The sequence below is a fragment of the Microbacterium sp. PRF11 genome (assembly GCF_031844085.1).
GTDB lineage: Bacteria > Actinomycetota > Actinomycetes > Actinomycetales > Microbacteriaceae > Microbacterium.
The window spans coordinates 229,407-244,460 of record NZ_JAUZUP010000002.1 but is presented as its reverse complement, the minus strand read 5'-3'; the positions used below and the strand labels follow the sequence as shown (position 1 = coordinate 244,460).

The following is a 15,054-nucleotide window of genomic DNA, read 5'->3' as shown; positions in this document are numbered from 1 at the left end:
GACTCAGCGCCCGGACGGCACCGGCGCTCGACGCGGCGAGGCCTTCTCGCGCTCGGCCTCGTTCGAGGCATCCGTCGGGGTGGCGTCGACGTGCGGGGCGGCGGGGGCTCCGGCCGTGACGGCCGCGGCCGAGCGCGCGGCACGACGGCGCATGACCACGCCCAGCAGCGACCCGCGGTTGTCGGCGCGGTTCCCGAGGGCGGCGGTGAGCCGGTCGAGGTAGACCGCGAGGATGACAACGCTGAGGCCGGCCTCGACGCCCTTGGGCAGGTTGACGGTCGAGATCGACTGCACGACCTCCTTGCCAAGGCCATCAGCTCCGACGATGCCGGCGACGACCGCCATCGACAGCGCCAGCATGATGACCTGGTTGACGCCCGCCATGATCGTCGGCATCGCCAGCGGCAGCTGGATGCCGCGGAGGATCTGCCCGGGGGTCGCGCCGAACGCGTGTCCGGCCTCCACCGTCTCGGAGTCGACCCCGCGGATGCCGAGCTCGGTCAGGCGCACGCCGGGGGGCAGGGCGAAGATCACGGTCGAGACGACACCGGGCACCACGCCGATGCTGAAGAACGTGATCGCCGGGATCAGGTACACGAACGCCGGCATCGTCTGCATGAAGTCGAGGATCGGCTTCAGGACCGCGCGCACGGTGGCGTTGCGCGCCGACCAGATGCCGAGGGGCACCGCGATCGCCACGGCCACGACGGTCGCCACCAGCACGAGGGCCAGCGTCTGCATCGCGGTGACCCATTGGCCCATCGCGAGGATCAGGGCGAAACCGATGGCCGTGCCGAGCGCGAGCTTCCACGAGCGCAGGAGCCAGGCGAGCAGCGCCGCGACGACGATCACGGCGATGATGGGCGCCGACAGGAGCACGTCGCTCAGCCCGCCCACGAGGAATCGCACGACCACGGAGACGACGTCGAAGAAGCCCGAGAGGTTGTCGCGGACCCAGTCCACGGCGCTGTCGACCCACGCGCCGACGGGGATACGGAAACCGTCCATCAGCGCACCGCCTCGCTCTCGCGGGCGTCAGGGCCGACGGCATCCGCCACGGGCGTGCCCTCGAGCACGGCGTCGATCTCGGCCGACGGCAGAGGCTGCGGAAGCACGGTCAACTCCTCGGTCGAGGTCGGCCCGGGCCCGAGAGCGGCGAGCAGGGTCACGCGGGGGATCACGCCGGTCAGGCGGCCCTCGGCGTCGAGCACGGCCAGCGGCAGCGGCGACTCGACCGAGGGGACGAAGAGGTTCATCAGCACCTCGTCCTCGCGCACGCTCTGCGGCACGGGCTTGAGCTTGCTGCGCAACGAGCTCTCGCCGGCGCGGACGAGCTTCATCGCGTCGCGATCGGTGATGATGCCGACCGGCCTGCGGTCGCGGTCGGTGACGTAGACGGCCGACATGTAGGCGTCGCGCATCTGACGCAGCGCGGTGCGAGGGCCGGCGGAGGCGTCGACGCGCGGACGCGGACGCTCCATGACGTTGCCGGCGGTCAGCACCCGTGCCCGGTCGACGTCCTGTACGAACTGCTCGACGTAGTCGTTCGCGGGGTCGGTGAGGATGTCCTCGGGGGTGCCGATCTGCACGATGCGCCCGTCGCGCATGACCGCGATGCGGTCGCCGAGGAACATCGCCTCGTTGAGGTCGTGGGTGATGAACACGATGGTCTTCTTCAGCGTCCGCTGCAGGTCGAGCAGCTGCTCCTGCATCTCGCGGCGGATCAGCGGGTCGAGAGCGCTGAACGCCTCGTCCATCAGCAGGATGTCGGTGTCGGCGGCGAGCGCGCGGGCGATTCCGACGCGCTGCTGCATCCCGCCCGACAGGGCCGAGGGGAGCTTCTCTCCCCAGCCCTCGAGGCCCACGAGCGCGAGGATCTCCTCGGCCTTCGCGAGCCGCTCGGCCTTGCCGACGCCGCGCAGCTCGAGCGGGTAGGCGACGTTCGCGGCCACGGTGCGGTGCGGGAGCAGCGCGAAGTGCTGGAACACCATCGCCAGACGCTCGCGGCGGAGGGTGCGCAGGCGCGCCGCGCCGACGCCGGTGAGGGCGTCGCCCTGCACCTCGACGGTGCCGGCGGTCGCCTCGTGCAGGCCGTTGAGCATGCGGATGATCGTGGACTTGCCGGAGCCGGACAGCCCCATGATGACGAAGATCTCGCCGGGCTGGACCTCGAAGCTCGCGTCGACGACGGCGGCGGTCCCGTGGTCGGCGATCTCGTCTCGACGGGCTCCGGAGCGGAGCCGGTCGACGGCGGCCTGGGGGGCGCGGCCGAAGACCTTGAACAGGTTCTTCGCCGCGAGGGCAGGCGGATGTGTCACTGTGTGCACCTCGGCGGCCTCGGGTGGCCGCAGCGGTCACGCCCGGGTGGCAGCCCTCGGCGCTCTCCGGGGGTGGAGCGCGTCGACGCCGGATATCGGATCCGTCGCCCAGGCCGCCGACCGTACGCTCGCGGCGCGGACTCCCCCGAGTCGGCACCGGCGACCGCGGACTGGTCGAGTGGGCGGCCCGTCAACGGGCCTCCACCAACGTTTCACGGCGATGGATCGCCTGGCAAATCGCCTCACGCCTTGCAATCCGGGATGCCGCGTGGCACACGCGCGCGCGTGCGCTCCCTCCTCCGCGGGTCAGCGTGGAGGGCACGTCGCGTGTCAGCCCGGGCGTGTCGCCGAGCGAACGGCGCTCGACACCGCGTGCGGTTCCGCCCGCGCGCCGCCACCCGAGGACGTCAGTCCGCGGGTGCCTCCGCGGCGGCGGAACGGTGGTGGCGGATGACCTCGGCCACGACGAAGTTGAACCATTTCTCGGCGAACACCGGGTCGAGGTCGGCCTGCTCGGCCAGCTGCACGAGCCGAGCGATCTGCTGCTCCTCGCGGGCCGGGTCGGATGCCGGCATCCCGTGCTTCGCCTTGAGCACCCCGACCTGCTTGGTGCAGCGGAAGCGCTCTGCGAGCAGGAAGATCAGCGCGGCGTCAATGTTGTCGATGCTGCCGCGCAGCCCCTGCAGAATCGTCGAGGGATCGGCGTCGGTCATGTGTCCTCCCAGATCGTTCCGACCCTACCGCGCCCGACCGGGCCCAATCGCCCGCGGATGCGGAGTCCTACAGTGTGAGGATGAGCCGATCCACGCGTCCCGACCCCACCGCCGTAGGTGCCGAGGCGGGCGCTCCCACCTCGCGTGACAAGCCGGTGTGGTCGGCCATCTCCCGACCGTACGCCGCGGGCTTCTTCCTCACCCTCGGCGGGCTGACCGCCATCCTGCTCGGCCTGGCCCTGTCGAACCTGTCGACGGTGCTCATCTACATCGCGATCGCCCTATTCGTGGCTCTCGCCCTCGACCCGCTCGTGCGCTTCCTCGTGCGGCGCGGGCTCTCGCGCGCCTGGTCGATCGTCATCGTGTTCGGCGGCCTCGCCGTCATCCTCGCCGGCGCCCTGTGGCTGCTCATCCCGCCGGTCGTCCGTCAGGTGGAGCAGTTCGTCGGCGACATCCCCACGTTCGTCAACGACCTGATCGACAGCGACGCCGTGCGCTGGGTAGAGAGCAACTTCGGAGACAGCCTGGGCGACGTCCTCAAAGAGGTCCAGGGCTTCGTCACGAACCCGGCCAACATCGCCGCGATCGGCGGCGGTCTCCTGCAGGTCGGTGTGAGCATCGGCACGTTCGTCTCGGGCGCGATCATCGTGCTCGTGCTGAGCCTGTACTTCCTGGCATCCCTGCCGAAGATGAAGAACTCGCTGGTGCGCCTCACCCCCGCGCGCAGTCGCGAGACGGTGGCGGACATGACCGGCCAGATCACCGACTCGGTGGGCGGGTACCTCGCCGGAATGGTCGTGCTGGCGCTGTGCAACGCGGTCTTCGCGTTCATCGTGCTGACGATCCTCGGGCAGCCGTTCGCGGCGCTGCTGGCGGCCCTGGCCTTCGGCATCACGCTGATCCCGCTCGTCGGTTCGGTGCTGTTCTGGGCGACCGCCACGATCTTCACCCTCATCGTCAGCCCGACCGCCGGACTGATCTTCGCGATCGTCTATCTCGTCTACATGCAGATCGAGGCATATCTCCTCACGCCGCGGGTCATGAACCGCACCATCTCGATCCCCGGCGCCCTCGTCGTCATCGGGGCCCTCGTCGGCGGCACGCTCCTGGGCCTGCTCGGCGCGCTCGTCGCGATCCCCGTGACCGCCTCGGTGCTGCTCATCATCAAGCAGATCGTCATCCCGCGACAGGATGCCAAGAAGTAGCGCTCAGCGCATCGGCAGCAGCCGCGTCGGCGACGGCGACGCCGTGCGGTGTCGGACGCGACCGGGGATGCCGGTGCGCGGGTCGAGCGGCAGCGACACGATCTCGTGCGCGAGCTGCCCCGCCACGAGCAGCGTGTCGTCGAAGACCACGTGGTGGCGCGGCCAGTGCGTGCCGGTCTCGGCGAGCGCCGTGAGCTGCAGCGATTCGCCGGAGCCGCGTACCGAGAGCACGGCCACGGTGTCGCTGCCGCGCACGCCCGCGTACAGCGTCGCGCTGTGACGGTCGGTGCAGAGTTCGGCGGCCGTGTCGGTCTCGAGCGTGCCGAGCAGCGGCTCCCCCGAGATCACGTGCCACCGACCCTCGCGATCGGGCGCGAGCACGAAGACCTCACAACTGAGTTCGGTGACGACGTAGAGGTGGCCGGACGGATGCCACAGCCCGTGACGAGGACCGCTGCCCTTCGGGAGCGTCACGTCCTGGACCGGCCGCAGGCCGGCTCCGCCCACCCGCCAGATGCGCACGAGGTCGAAACCCATGTCGGTCGTCGCGACGAGACCGCCCGGCAGGAAGATCGCCTGATGCGCGCGCGAGACGCGAGCACCGGCGGCGGCCTCCTCCGACTCGGCGTCGGTCTCGGGCACCTCGTCGTACGCGGGCACGAGGTGGCCGTACTCGTCCCCGGCCGCCTCGCGCAGCGCCCGCGCGGCCGCCGCGAGGTCGGGGACGACGGCGCCCGACACCCTCGCGCCGGTCGACACGGCGCCCTCGGACGGCGAGGAACCGTACGGGTCGAGGGCCTCGGGGGCGACCAGCGGTTTCGACGGTCGGCCCGCGGCATCCAGGTCGATCCGCACGACCCGCCCGTCGCCCCAGCAACTGGCGAGCAGGTGCGAGGCGTCGGGGGCGACGGCGACGTGGCAGACCGCCTCGCCCGCGGCGACGGGCGCACCGAGCGGTGCCAGCCGCGTGTCGCCGGTGCGGCGGTAGGCCTGCACCGTGCCGTCGAACTCGAGAGCGGCGTAGATCACGTCGTGGGTCGGGTGCGCGGCGATCCACGACGGCGAGCCGGGAGCGGACACCGCCGTCGCGACCATGCCGAGCGGACCGCTCGCGCCGGGGGCATCGGCCTCGCCGGCCTGCAGGATGCCGATCCCCTCCGCCGCACCTGTGTCGGGAGCGTAGGCGCCGACCCAGAAGCGCACGTCAGTCGATCAGGTCGTGGCGCACGATCACCTGGTCGCGGGCGGGCCCGACGCCGATGACCGAGATGCGCGTGCCGCTCATCTTCTCGAGCGCCAGCACGTAGTCCTGCGCCGTCTGCGGCAGGTCGTCGAAGGTGCGGGCGGTCGAGATGTCCTCGCTCCATCCCGGCAGGTATTCGAGGATCGGCTTCGCGTGGTGGAAGTCGGTCTGGTTGATGGGCAGATCGTCGAACCGCTCGCCGTCGACGTCGTACGCGACGCACACGGGGATCTGCTCGAGACCGCCGAGGATGTCGAGCTTGGTCAGCACGAGGTCGGTGATGCCGTTGATGCGCGTCGCGTAACGCGTGATGGGGGCGTCGTACCAGCCGACGCGGCGCGGACGACCCGTCGTGGTGCCGAACTCGAAGCCGCGCGAGCGCAGCCAGTCGCCGTTCTCGTCGAAGAGCTCGGTGGGGAACGGTCCCGAACCGACGCGGGTCGTGTACGCCTTGACGATGCCGACGATCCGGTCGAGACGGTTCGGGCCCACACCCGCGCCCGTCGCGGCACCGCCGGCGGTCGCCGACGACGAGGTGACGAACGGGTAGGTGCCGTGGTCGACGTCGAGCATGGTGGCCTGGCCGCCCTCGAACACGACGACGTCGCCGGCGTCGAGGGCGTCGTTGAGCAGCAGAGAGGTGTCGGCCACCATCGGACGCACGCGGTCGGCGTACGAGAGCAGGTCGTCGACGATCTCGTCGGCCGTGATCGAGCGCCGGTTGAAGATCTTCACCAACAGGTGGTTCTTCTGGTCGAGGGCGCCCTCGACCTTCTGGCGCAGGATGTTCTCGTCGAACAGATCCTGCACGCGGATGCCGACGCGGTTGATCTTGTCGGCATAGGCCGGGCCGATGCCGCGGCCGGTGGTGCCGATCATGCGCTTGCCGAGGAAACGCTCGGTGACCTTGTCGAGCGTGCGGTGGTACTGCGTGATGATGTGCGCGTTCGCGCTGATCTTCAGACGGCTCGTGTCGAGGCCGCGCGCGTTGAGGGCCTCGAGCTCGTAGAAAAGCACCTCGAGGTCGACGACCACGCCGTTGCCGATCACCGCGTTGACGCCGGGCGACAGGATGCCGCTGGGCAGCAGGTGCAGCGCGTACTTCTCGTCGCCGATGACGACGGTGTGGCCGGCGTTGTTACCGCCGTTGAACTTGACGACCCAGTCGGTGCGCTCACCGAGGAGATCGGTGGCTTTTCCCTTGCCCTCGTCCCCCCACTGGACGCCGACGATCACGATTCCGGGCATGTGCGCTCCTCGCGTCTGATTCCGGCGGTACACCCCATCCTATCGAGCGGGTCCGACACGCCCGCGCGGAGGCTAACGGGTGAAGGTGCTCGTGATGTCGTGCCACGCGATCGACGCGGACGCCTCCGCTCCCCGAGCCAGTGCGAGCACGAGATCCATGGCATCCCGATCCGTCAGGATCTCGTTCGGCAGGACGCGGAACGAGCGCGTCGCCCCGGGCAGCTCGATGAGCTCTCCGGCGGTGCTCGCCGAGGTTGCGGCGACGGCGTGACGAAAACCCGGAGCCGCCTCGGTCGGGGTGCGTCGCTCGACGGTGAGTCCGTCGCGGCCGCCCGCGTACTGGAGGTAGTCGTCGTCGCCGAAACTCAGGATCGCGAAGGCGGGACCGCGGTGATCGGAGATCCAGTCGATCGATGCCGCCAGGAGCGCCGGACTCGGATCGGCGTGGTCTCCGCCGTTGTCGACGGTCAGCCTCGCTCCCACCAGGGGCGACGACGAGAGGGTGCGCTGCGGATCGGGCCGCCAGAGCATGCCGTCGGTGGTGCTGACATCCTCGAAACCCCACCCGTGTTCGGCGGCGAGGCGGTGCACGACCGCGGTGACGTCCTCGGCGTCGAACCAGGGCACCGAGAGGTACAAGACAGCACCCTCGACCCCGTAATCGGCGAAGTGCCCACCGCCCTCGACGAGCTGGTCGGGCGCTTCGGAGAGGGGCCGGTAGAACTGCTGCAGGAGTTCGACCGCCCGATCCACGATCGGGCTCGGCCCCTGCGCACGTGCGCCCTCGTCGAGCCAGACGCGGAGGTCGTCCCGCCCGACGGGCGCGGCGGTGGGGTCGAAGACGAGGATGTCGTAGCTCACGTCGTGCTCCCGGGTCGAGGTGCGACCACCCTAGCGGCCGTCCTCGATCGCCCAGGAGGAGGATCCACACCGCAACCCCTCCCTCGGCCCCCGGCCGCTCACTAGCCTGGGGCGATGCAGAGATCGCGCGGGTGGGCGACCGGGTGGAACGCGGCCCGCGTGGCGGTCGCCGCGCTCATCCTCGTCGCGGTGGGGGCGCAGTTCGCCTCGTCCGTCGCGGAAGCCGTCGCCCGGGGCCGCGACGTCGCCACGGTCGTCGCGAACTTCTTCAGCTTCTTCACGATCCTGTCCAACGTCTCGTCCGCGGTCGTGATCGCCTGGCTCGGCCTGCGCTTCTTCGCGCGAGGGCGCCGGCTCGACGTCGACCCGCCCGCTCTCGCCACGGCCCTGGCATTCGTGTCGACCTACATGATCGTCACCGGAGTCGTCTACAACCTGCTGCTGCGCGGCATCCCCCTCCAACCCGAGACGGTCGGCTGGTCGAACGAGGTCATGCACGTGTGGGGTCCGCTGTTCCTGCTGCTCGACGTCGTCCTCGGGCCCACGCGTCGACGGCTGCCCTGGTCTGCGGCCTTCGCCGCGGCGATCTTCCCGATCGTGTGGATCGTGTACACGCTGGTGCGCGCGCCGCTCATCACCAACCCCACGACGGGCGCCCCCTTTTGGTACCCCTACCCCTTCCTCGACCCGAGCACCGGCGGATGGGGGAGCGTCGTGTTCTACATCGTCGTCATCGCCGTCGCGATCGTCGCCCTCGCCGTCGGGGTGGTCGCGATCGGGCGGGCACGCGGCATCCGTTCCGACGGAATACGTGCTGGTCGTCGCGTCGACCGACGTGCATACTGAATCGCCCCGTCCGTGCCGAGAAAGCGATCCCGGATGCCACTGAGCCCGATGTGCTGGAGGACTCGCGTGGTCGCGGGCACCCTCGCCGCCGCCTTCCTCCCCCTCTTCATCGGCTCTCCCGCCGCCGCGCAGGACGTCCGTGCGGCCGTGACGGCGCAGAGCCCGAACCCCCTGGCATCCGGTCCCGCCCTGCCCACCTACTCCGCCGCGGCCGAGGCGCAGAAGGCCGCGACGGCGGCGGGGCGCACGAGCGTCGCGAAGCAGATCGCGGTGATCGCCGGGCAGCCGACCGCGGTCTGGCTCGGCGAGTGGTACGACGACGCGGCCCTGGTGCGCGTGCTGCAGGCCGAGACGCAGACCGCGGCGCAGCAGAAGAAGACCGCGGTGTTCGTGCTCTACGCCATCCCGGCCCGGGACTGCGGCCTGCACTCCTCCGGCGGCTTCGACGCCGCCGGATACCAGCGATGGGCGCGGCTGATCGCGCAGACGCTGCGGGGGACGCCCTCGGTCGCGATCGTCGAGCCCGACGCGCTGGCCATGCTCGGGTCGTGCGAGGGACAGGGCGATCGCCTCGGCCTCATCGCCGACGCGGTCCGCACGCTCGCCGACGCAGGCGTGCCGGCCTACATCGACGCGGGCAACTCCAACTGGGTCCCGGCCGAGACCATGGCCCAGCGCCTGCGCGACGCGGGGGTTTCGACCGCCCGCGGGTTCTCGACCAACATCTCGAACTTCCAGACCACCACCGCCGAGCAGCGCTACGCGGAGCGCGTGCGTGCGCTGCTCGGCGGCACCGCCCGATATGTCATCGACACCTCGCGCAACGGCCGCGGGTGGACCGGCGATTGGTGCAATCCCTCCGGCGTGGGCCTCGGGACCACCCCCCGCGCCGTCACCGGGAGCGGCGGGCTCGACGCCCTGCTGTGGATCAAGCGACCCGGCGAGAGCGACGGCCTCTGCAACGGCGGGCCCGCCGCCGGCAGCTGGTTCGAGAAGGCGGCTCTCGACCTCGTCGCACTGCGCAAGAGGTAGACGCCCTACCCTGGAACGCGTGCGTACTCGACTGATGTCCGCGGCCCTCGCCGCCTCCGCCCTGCTCCTGCTCGCCGGCTGCGCCGGAGGCACGACGGCCGAGCCCGCTCCGGCGGCGAGCTCCTCGAGCACCGGTGCGGCTGCCGGCGACTGCTCGTACACCGCGTCGGGGCAGCCGGCCGTCGACGTCACGCCTCCCGCGGAGGGCACCGAGCGCCCCACGGGGACGGTCGAGGCGACGCTGGAGACCTCGGCCGGGGCGATCCCGATGACCCTGACCGGTGAGCGCACCCCCTGCACGGTCGAGAGCTTCGTCTCGCTCGCACAGCAGCAGTACTTCAGTAACACCGAGTGCCACCGCCTCACCACGGAGGGCATCTTCGTCCTCCAGTGCGGCGACCCCACCGGCACGGGCCGCGGCGGCCCGGGCTACCGCTTCGCCGACGAGCTCGACGGCAGCGAGACCTACCCCGCGGGCACGGTCGCGATGGCCAACGCGGGCCCCGGCACCAACGGCTCGCAGTTCTTCCTCGTCTACGCCGACTCGGAGCTGCCCCCGAACTACACGGTCTTCGCCACCATGTCACCCGAGGGCCTGCAGGTCGTGAAGGACATCGCCGCGGCGGGCACGGCCGGCGGCTCCCCCGACGGCGCCCCCGCCACCCCGGTGACGATCAGCGCCGTGACGATCGGCTGACCCGAGCAGGGCACGAATCGGGACGAGGCACCGCTCCGCCCTAGAATCGAGGGCATGTCCAAGGTCCTGCAGTCCCTTCCCGTCGGCGAGCGCGTCGGCATCGCGTTCTCGGGTGGTCTCGACACCTCGGTGGCCGTCGCGTGGATGCGCGACAAGGGCGCCGTGCCCTGCACCTACACCGGTGACCTCGGGCAGTACGACGAAGACGACATCGCCTCGATCCCGGGTCGCGCCACCCAGTACGGCGCTGAGATCTCGCGCCTGGTCGACTGCAAGACCGCCCTGGTCGAAGAGGGCTTCGTGGCGCTCGCGTGCGGCGCGTTCCACATCCGCTCGGGCGGACGCACGTACTTCAACACCACGCCGCTCGGCCGCGCCGTCACCGGCACGCTGCTCGTGCGCGCCATGAAAGAAGACGGCGTCGACATCTGGGGCGACGGCTCCACCTACAAGGGCAACGACATCGAGCGGTTCTACCGTTACGGGCTGCTCGCCAACCCCGCGCTGCGCATCTACAAGCCGTGGCTCGACGCCGACTTCGTCACCGAGCTCGGCGGTCGTAAAGAGATGAGCGAGTGGCTCGTCGCCCACGACTTCCCCTACCGAGACAGCGCCGAGAAGGCCTATTCGACGGATGCCAACATCTGGGGCGCCACGCACGAGGCGAAGACCCTCGAGCACCTCGACGTCTCGCTCGAGATCGTCGAGCCCATCATGGGCGTGCGCTTCTGGGACCCGGCGGTCGAGATCGAGACCGAAGACGTCACGGTCGAGTTCGAACGGGGCCGCCCCGTCGCGATCAACGGCGAGCGCTTCGACGACCCGGTGGCGCTGGTGCGCGAGGCCAACACGATCGGCGGTCGTCACGGCCTCGGCATGAGCGACCAGATCGAGAACCGCATCATCGAGGCCAAGTCACGCGGCATCTATGAAGCGCCGGGTATGGCGCTGCTCTTCCTCACCTACGAGCGCCTCGTCAACAGCATCCTGAACGAGGACACCCTCGCGACCTACCACGAACAGGGTCGTCGCCTCGGTCGCCTCATGTACGAGGGCCGCTGGCTCGAGCCGCAGTCGCTCATGCTGCGCGAGTCGATCCAGAAGTGGGTCGGGTCGACCATCACCGGCTCGGTGACGGTGCGCCTGCGCCGCGGTGAGGACTACACGATCCTCGACACCGTGGCATCCGGAATGTCGTACTCGCCCGAGAAGCTCTCGATGGAGCGCGTCGGCGACGCCGCGTTCGGCCCCGTCGACCGCATCGGCCAGCTCACCATGCGCAATCTCGACATCGCGGACTCGCGCGCGCGTCTCGAGCAGTACGCGGGCCTGGGCCTGATCGGCGGACCGACCGGCGAGCTCGTCGGCGACGTCGCGGCCGGCGGTGCGCGCGAGATCATCGAGTCGGCCTCCCCGCTCACGGCCGACGGCGAGCGCCTGGCAGAGGCGACGGATGCCGCGGGCGAGTCCGCCGCGTTCGACGCCGGCACCGACTGAGGTATCCCCGCGAGAGCCCGCGACGCCCAGCGTCGCGGGCTCTTTCGCGCCCGCGAGCCGCCGTCGGCGCGTGAGGGGTCGACGTTTGTCGCTTCGGCCGCGTCCAGGCGACAAGAAGTGACCCCTGACGCTCGGGAAGGTGGGGGGATGGAATAAGTTGCACACGGGCGTGCACTTTCGGCGTACACTAGTCGGTCGTGAGCACCCCCACCCGCCGTGACGCCGTCAAGAACCGCGCCGGCATCCTCGACGCCGCGACCGCGGCCATCGGCCACGACCCGCGCGCCTCGATCGACACGATCGCCCGCCGCGCCGGCCTGTCGCGCCGCGCCCTCTACGGCCACTTCGACGACCGCGACGCCATCATCCGCGAGGTCATCGCCGCGGGCGCCGCCCGCTTCAACGCCATCGCCGACGGCATCGACGACGCCGACTCCCGCGTCGCGCTCGCGCGCCTGGCATCCGAGCTCTGGCGCGAAGCGGCCCACGTGCAGGCCGCCGCCGCCCTCGCTCTCGACGACGCGCACCTGCCCGAGACGTCCGCAGCGCTGGCGCCTCTGCGTCGCCGCATCGACGCGATCGTCCGCCGCGGCCAGGACGCCGGAGAATTGCGCACCGACCTGCCCGCCCCGACCCTCGCGCGCCTGCTCGAAGAGACCGGCCGCACCGTGGTCGCGAGGGTGGATGCCGGCTCCTCCACAGCGCGTTCCATCGCAGTCTGCGCGGTGCTCGGTATCGCCGGGCTGTCGTGGACCGAAGCGCGGGCCCTCCTGGAGCAGCACCCCGACCTGGAGGCGCAATGAGGATCGTCGTCGATGCGGTGGCGAAGGGCCGCAGCGCGCTGCCCGAGACCTCGACCACCTTCGAAACCGGCAGCGCGACGCTGGTCGTCGCCGAGACCGTGCAGCGTCCCACGGTGCTGGGCCTGGTGGCATCCGGTCGCATGAGGGTCGACACCGGAACGGTGACCATCGACGGTCGCGCCGATTCCTCGGCCATCCGTCGACGCGTCGCCCTGGTCGACGCGCCCGTGGTCTCGGAGCCTGAGTCGAACGTGACCGTCACGGGCGTCGTCGCCGAGGAGCTGATGTTCGCCGGGCGCGCGCCGAACCCGTTCGCGGCCACGCGCTGGCTCGAAGGCATCGGTCTCGAGTCGCTCGCGGGCGTCGCCATCGGCAACGTCGAGCCCGCGGCGCGCGTGCGCCTGCTGCTCGAGCTCGCGGCACTGCGGAAGGACGTCGAGGGACTCGTCCTGGTCGCACCCGACCGCCACGGCGGCGAGCCGCTCGCCTGGTGGCGGATCGCGCAGGAGTTCGCCGAGCGCGGGTACGCCGTACTGGTGGTCGCCGGCCACGCCTCGAAGACCACGATCGACGCCCTCGACGAGACGGCGGAGGCCGACCGATGAAGATCCCGCAGATGATCACGGCCGAGCTCCGCCGCCTCACCTCGACCCGCATGTCGGTGATCGCCCTGATCGCCCTGCTCGCCGTGCCGATCCTGTACGGCGGCCTGTACCTCTGGGCCAACCAGGACCCCTACGGCAACCTCTCCAGCGTCCCCGTCGCCCTCGTCGTCGACGATCAGGGCGCCGAGGTCAACGGGCAGCAGCGCAACCTCGGCGACGAAGCCGCCGAGCAGCTCCTCGACAGCGACACGTTCGAGTGGCATCGCGTGTCGGCCGACCAGGCCGACGCGGGCCTGCAAGCCGGAGACTTCGACTTCGTGGTGACCCTGCCCGCCGACTTCACCGAAGCGGTCGCCTCACTCTCGAGCGATGCGCCCCGACAGGCCGACATCGAGCTGCGCACGAACGACGCCAACAACTACCTCGCCTCCACGATCGGCTCGCAGGCCGTCGCCCGCATCCAGTCGTCGGTCGCGAAGAAGGTGGTCGACGAGGCGGGCCTGTCTCTTCTCGACGCCCTGCACACCATTCGCGTGAAACTCGTGGATGCCACGGACGGGGCGACGCAACTCGTGGACGGCCTCGCGAGCGCGAAGGACGGGTCATCGCAGCTCGCCACCGGCTCGGCCACGCTCGCCGACGGCGCCTCCACCCTCGCCGACGGCACCGACCAGCTGTCGACCGGCGCGAACCAGCTGCGCGACGGCACGGCGCAGCTCCGCGACGGGGCAGCACAGGTGGCCGACGGCGCGCAGCAGGTCGCCGGGGGCGTCGACCGCATCGACGCCGCCGCCCAGCGCGTGGGCTCCGCCGCCGGCGATGCCGCGGCCCAGTTGCCCCGGGCGCGTGCCGACATCGCCCGGGCTCTGACCGACGCGGGCCTCGACTCCGCCCGCGTCGACGAGATCCTCTCCCGGCTCGACCCGGTCGGCGATCGCCTGACCGCGGCGAACCAGCGGGTGCAGGACACCGTCGATCAGATCGACCAGCTCGACGCGGGCGCTCGACAGGTCGCCGCGGGCAGTGCGACGGTGGCCACGGGTGCGGCGACCGCAGCCGACGGTGCCGCCGCCCTGGCCGACGGCGCCGGGAGCGCGGCATCCGGGGCAGCCCAACTCCGCGACGGCTCTGCTCAGCTGCGCGACGGCGCCGCCCGGCTCGACGACGGCATCGGTCAGCTCTCCACCGGCGCGACGCAGCTGCGCGACGGTCTCGCGGCGGGCGTCGAGCAGATCCCCGACTCCGACGACGCCACGCGCCAAGCGCAGGCCTCGGCCATCTCCGACCCGGTCGCGGTCGGAACGAGCTCGGTCACGAAGGCGCAGAACTACGGCGCGGGCCTCGCCCCATTCTTCGCGGCGCTGGCCGGGTGGATCGGCATCTATGCGCTGTTCCTCATCGTCAAGCCGGTGTCGAAGCGCGCGGTCACGGCGCTGCGCTCCCCCGTGCGGGTGACCCTCGCCGGCTGGCTCACGCCCGCGGGCCTCGGAGCGCTCCAGATGGTCGGCCTGTTCACCGTGCTCGCGATCGCGCTTCAGTTCTCGTTCGCGAATCCGGCGGCGGCGCTCGGCATCCTGGTGTTCGCGTCGGCCACGTACGCGGCGATCGTGCTCGCCCTCAACGTCTGGCTCGGGTCGGTGGGCCAGTTCCTCGGGCTCGTGCTGATGGTGCTGCAGCTCGTCACCGCGGGCGGCACCTTCCCGTGGCAGACGCTCCCCGGCCCGCTCGCCGCCCTGCACCACGTGCTGCCGATGGGGTACGTGGTGGATGCCATGCGCCAGGTCATGTACGGCGGAGACGTCTCGCGGGTCGGTCCCGACCTGCTGGTGCTGGGCGCGTGGATGGTCGGCGGCGTGCTGGTCGCGGCGATCGGCGTCACGCGGATGACGCACCACCGCACCCTCCGCGACCTGCAGCCGAGCCTGATCGGCTGAGCGCTGGACGCGTGAGTCGCCAAGATTCGTCGCCGCGGAGTTCTCCGAAGCG

At 71.1% G+C, this 15,054-nt stretch carries 14 protein-coding genes; 8 read left to right on the top strand and 6 right to left on the bottom strand.

The window, feature by feature from the left end; all coding sequences use genetic code 11:
- Positions 1–3 precede the first annotated feature (3 nt).
- From Q9R20_RS06690 to Q9R20_RS06680, 3 genes are all read right to left on the bottom strand, one after another.
- Positions 4–1,008, bottom strand: coding sequence for a proline/glycine betaine ABC transporter permease (locus Q9R20_RS06690; protein ID WP_311248603.1), 1,005 nt, complete (start codon positions 1,006–1,008; stop codon positions 4–6).
- Complete coding sequence (locus Q9R20_RS06685) at positions 1,008–2,318, bottom strand: glycine betaine/L-proline ABC transporter ATP-binding protein (RefSeq protein ID WP_311248602.1); 1,311 nt, start codon at positions 2,316–2,318, stop codon at positions 1,008–1,010. The genes Q9R20_RS06690 and Q9R20_RS06685 overlap by 1 nt, the downstream gene beginning before the upstream one ends.
- A 407-nt stretch (positions 2,319–2,725) precedes the next feature.
- Positions 2,726–3,031 carry a chorismate mutase gene (locus tag Q9R20_RS06680; protein WP_295835252.1) on the bottom strand — a complete coding sequence of 102 codons (306 nt, stop codon included), beginning with the start codon at positions 3,029–3,031 and terminating at the stop codon, positions 2,726–2,728.
- 80 nt (positions 3,032–3,111) lie between these two features.
- On the opposite strand from Q9R20_RS06680, the gene Q9R20_RS06675 reads away from it, so the two are divergent.
- Positions 3,112–4,236 carry an AI-2E family transporter gene (locus tag Q9R20_RS06675; RefSeq protein WP_311248601.1) on the top strand — a complete coding sequence of 375 codons (1,125 nt, stop codon included), beginning with the start codon at positions 3,112–3,114 and terminating at the stop codon, positions 4,234–4,236.
- Between the two features lie 3 nt (positions 4,237–4,239).
- On the opposite strand, the gene Q9R20_RS06670 is transcribed toward Q9R20_RS06675, so the two are convergent.
- The 3 genes from Q9R20_RS06670 to Q9R20_RS06660 form a co-directional block, all read right to left on the bottom strand.
- Positions 4,240–5,439 carry a beta-propeller fold lactonase family protein gene (locus Q9R20_RS06670; protein WP_311248600.1) on the bottom strand — a complete coding sequence of 400 codons (1,200 nt, stop codon included), beginning with the start codon at positions 5,437–5,439 and terminating at the stop codon, positions 4,240–4,242.
- A gap of 1 nt (position 5,440) precedes the next feature.
- A complete protein-coding gene (locus Q9R20_RS06665; protein ID WP_311248599.1) occupies positions 5,441–6,727 on the bottom strand; it encodes an adenylosuccinate synthase in 1,287 nt (428 codons plus the stop codon).
- A 72-nt stretch (positions 6,728–6,799) separates the two neighbouring features.
- Entirely contained in the window at positions 6,800–7,588 is a 789-nt protein-coding gene (locus tag Q9R20_RS06660; RefSeq protein WP_311248598.1) for a hypothetical protein, read from the bottom strand.
- A 114-nt stretch (positions 7,589–7,702) separates the two neighbouring features.
- On the opposite strand from Q9R20_RS06660, the gene Q9R20_RS06655 reads away from it, so the two are divergent.
- The 7 genes from Q9R20_RS06655 (at position 7,703) to Q9R20_RS06625 (ending at position 15,002) form a co-directional block, all read left to right on the top strand.
- Positions 7,703–8,434 carry a Pr6Pr family membrane protein gene (locus Q9R20_RS06655; protein ID WP_311248597.1) on the top strand — a complete coding sequence of 244 codons (732 nt, stop codon included), beginning with the start codon at positions 7,703–7,705 and terminating at the stop codon, positions 8,432–8,434.
- A 66-nt stretch (positions 8,435–8,500) separates the two neighbouring features.
- Positions 8,501–9,466 (top strand): glycoside hydrolase family 6 protein, encoded by a 966-nt coding sequence (locus Q9R20_RS06650; protein WP_311248596.1) that lies wholly within the window; start codon positions 8,501–8,503, stop codon positions 9,464–9,466.
- 19 nt (positions 9,467–9,485) lie between these two features.
- Positions 9,486–10,163 carry a peptidylprolyl isomerase gene (locus Q9R20_RS06645; protein WP_311248595.1) on the top strand — a complete coding sequence of 226 codons (678 nt, stop codon included), beginning with the start codon at positions 9,486–9,488 and terminating at the stop codon, positions 10,161–10,163.
- Between the two features lie 54 nt (positions 10,164–10,217).
- A complete protein-coding gene (gene argG, locus Q9R20_RS06640; RefSeq protein ID WP_311248594.1) occupies positions 10,218–11,660 on the top strand; it encodes an argininosuccinate synthase in 1,443 nt (480 codons plus the stop codon).
- Between the two features lie 197 nt (positions 11,661–11,857).
- Positions 11,858–12,463 carry a helix-turn-helix domain-containing protein gene (locus tag Q9R20_RS06635; protein ID WP_311248593.1) on the top strand — a complete coding sequence of 202 codons (606 nt, stop codon included), beginning with the start codon at positions 11,858–11,860 and terminating at the stop codon, positions 12,461–12,463.
- Complete coding sequence (locus tag Q9R20_RS06630) at positions 12,460–13,068, top strand: hypothetical protein (RefSeq protein WP_311248592.1); 609 nt, start codon at positions 12,460–12,462, stop codon at positions 13,066–13,068. Before Q9R20_RS06635 ends, Q9R20_RS06630 begins: the two co-directional genes overlap by 4 nt.
- The gene (locus Q9R20_RS06625; protein ID WP_311248591.1) at positions 13,065–15,002 is read left to right on the top strand and encodes a YhgE/Pip domain-containing protein; all 1,938 of its coding nucleotides are present in this window, start codon (positions 13,065–13,067) and stop codon (positions 15,000–15,002) included. The genes Q9R20_RS06630 and Q9R20_RS06625 overlap by 4 nt, the downstream gene beginning before the upstream one ends.
- Positions 15,003–15,054: the final 52 nt, after the last annotated feature.

Coding starts and splice junctions, on each gene's coding strand:
- Q9R20_RS06690 (WP_311248603.1), bottom strand. CDS start 1,008: ATGGACGGTTTCCGTATCCCCGTCGGCGCGTGGGTCGACAGCGCCGTG.
- Q9R20_RS06680 (WP_295835252.1), bottom strand. CDS start 3,031: ATGACCGACGCCGATCCCTCGACGATTCTGCAGGGGCTGCGCGGCAGC.
- Q9R20_RS06675 (WP_311248601.1), top strand. CDS start 3,112: ATGAGCCGATCCACGCGTCCCGACCCCACCGCCGTAGGTGCCGAGGCG.
- Q9R20_RS06665 (WP_311248599.1), bottom strand. CDS start 6,727: ATGCCCGGAATCGTGATCGTCGGCGTCCAGTGGGGGGACGAGGGCAAG.
- Q9R20_RS06655 (WP_311248597.1), top strand. CDS start 7,703: ATGCAGAGATCGCGCGGGTGGGCGACCGGGTGGAACGCGGCCCGCGTG.
- argG (WP_311248594.1), top strand. CDS start 10,218: ATGTCCAAGGTCCTGCAGTCCCTTCCCGTCGGCGAGCGCGTCGGCATC.
- Q9R20_RS06630 (WP_311248592.1), top strand. CDS start 12,460: ATGAGGATCGTCGTCGATGCGGTGGCGAAGGGCCGCAGCGCGCTGCCC.
- Q9R20_RS06625 (WP_311248591.1), top strand. CDS start 13,065: ATGAAGATCCCGCAGATGATCACGGCCGAGCTCCGCCGCCTCACCTCG.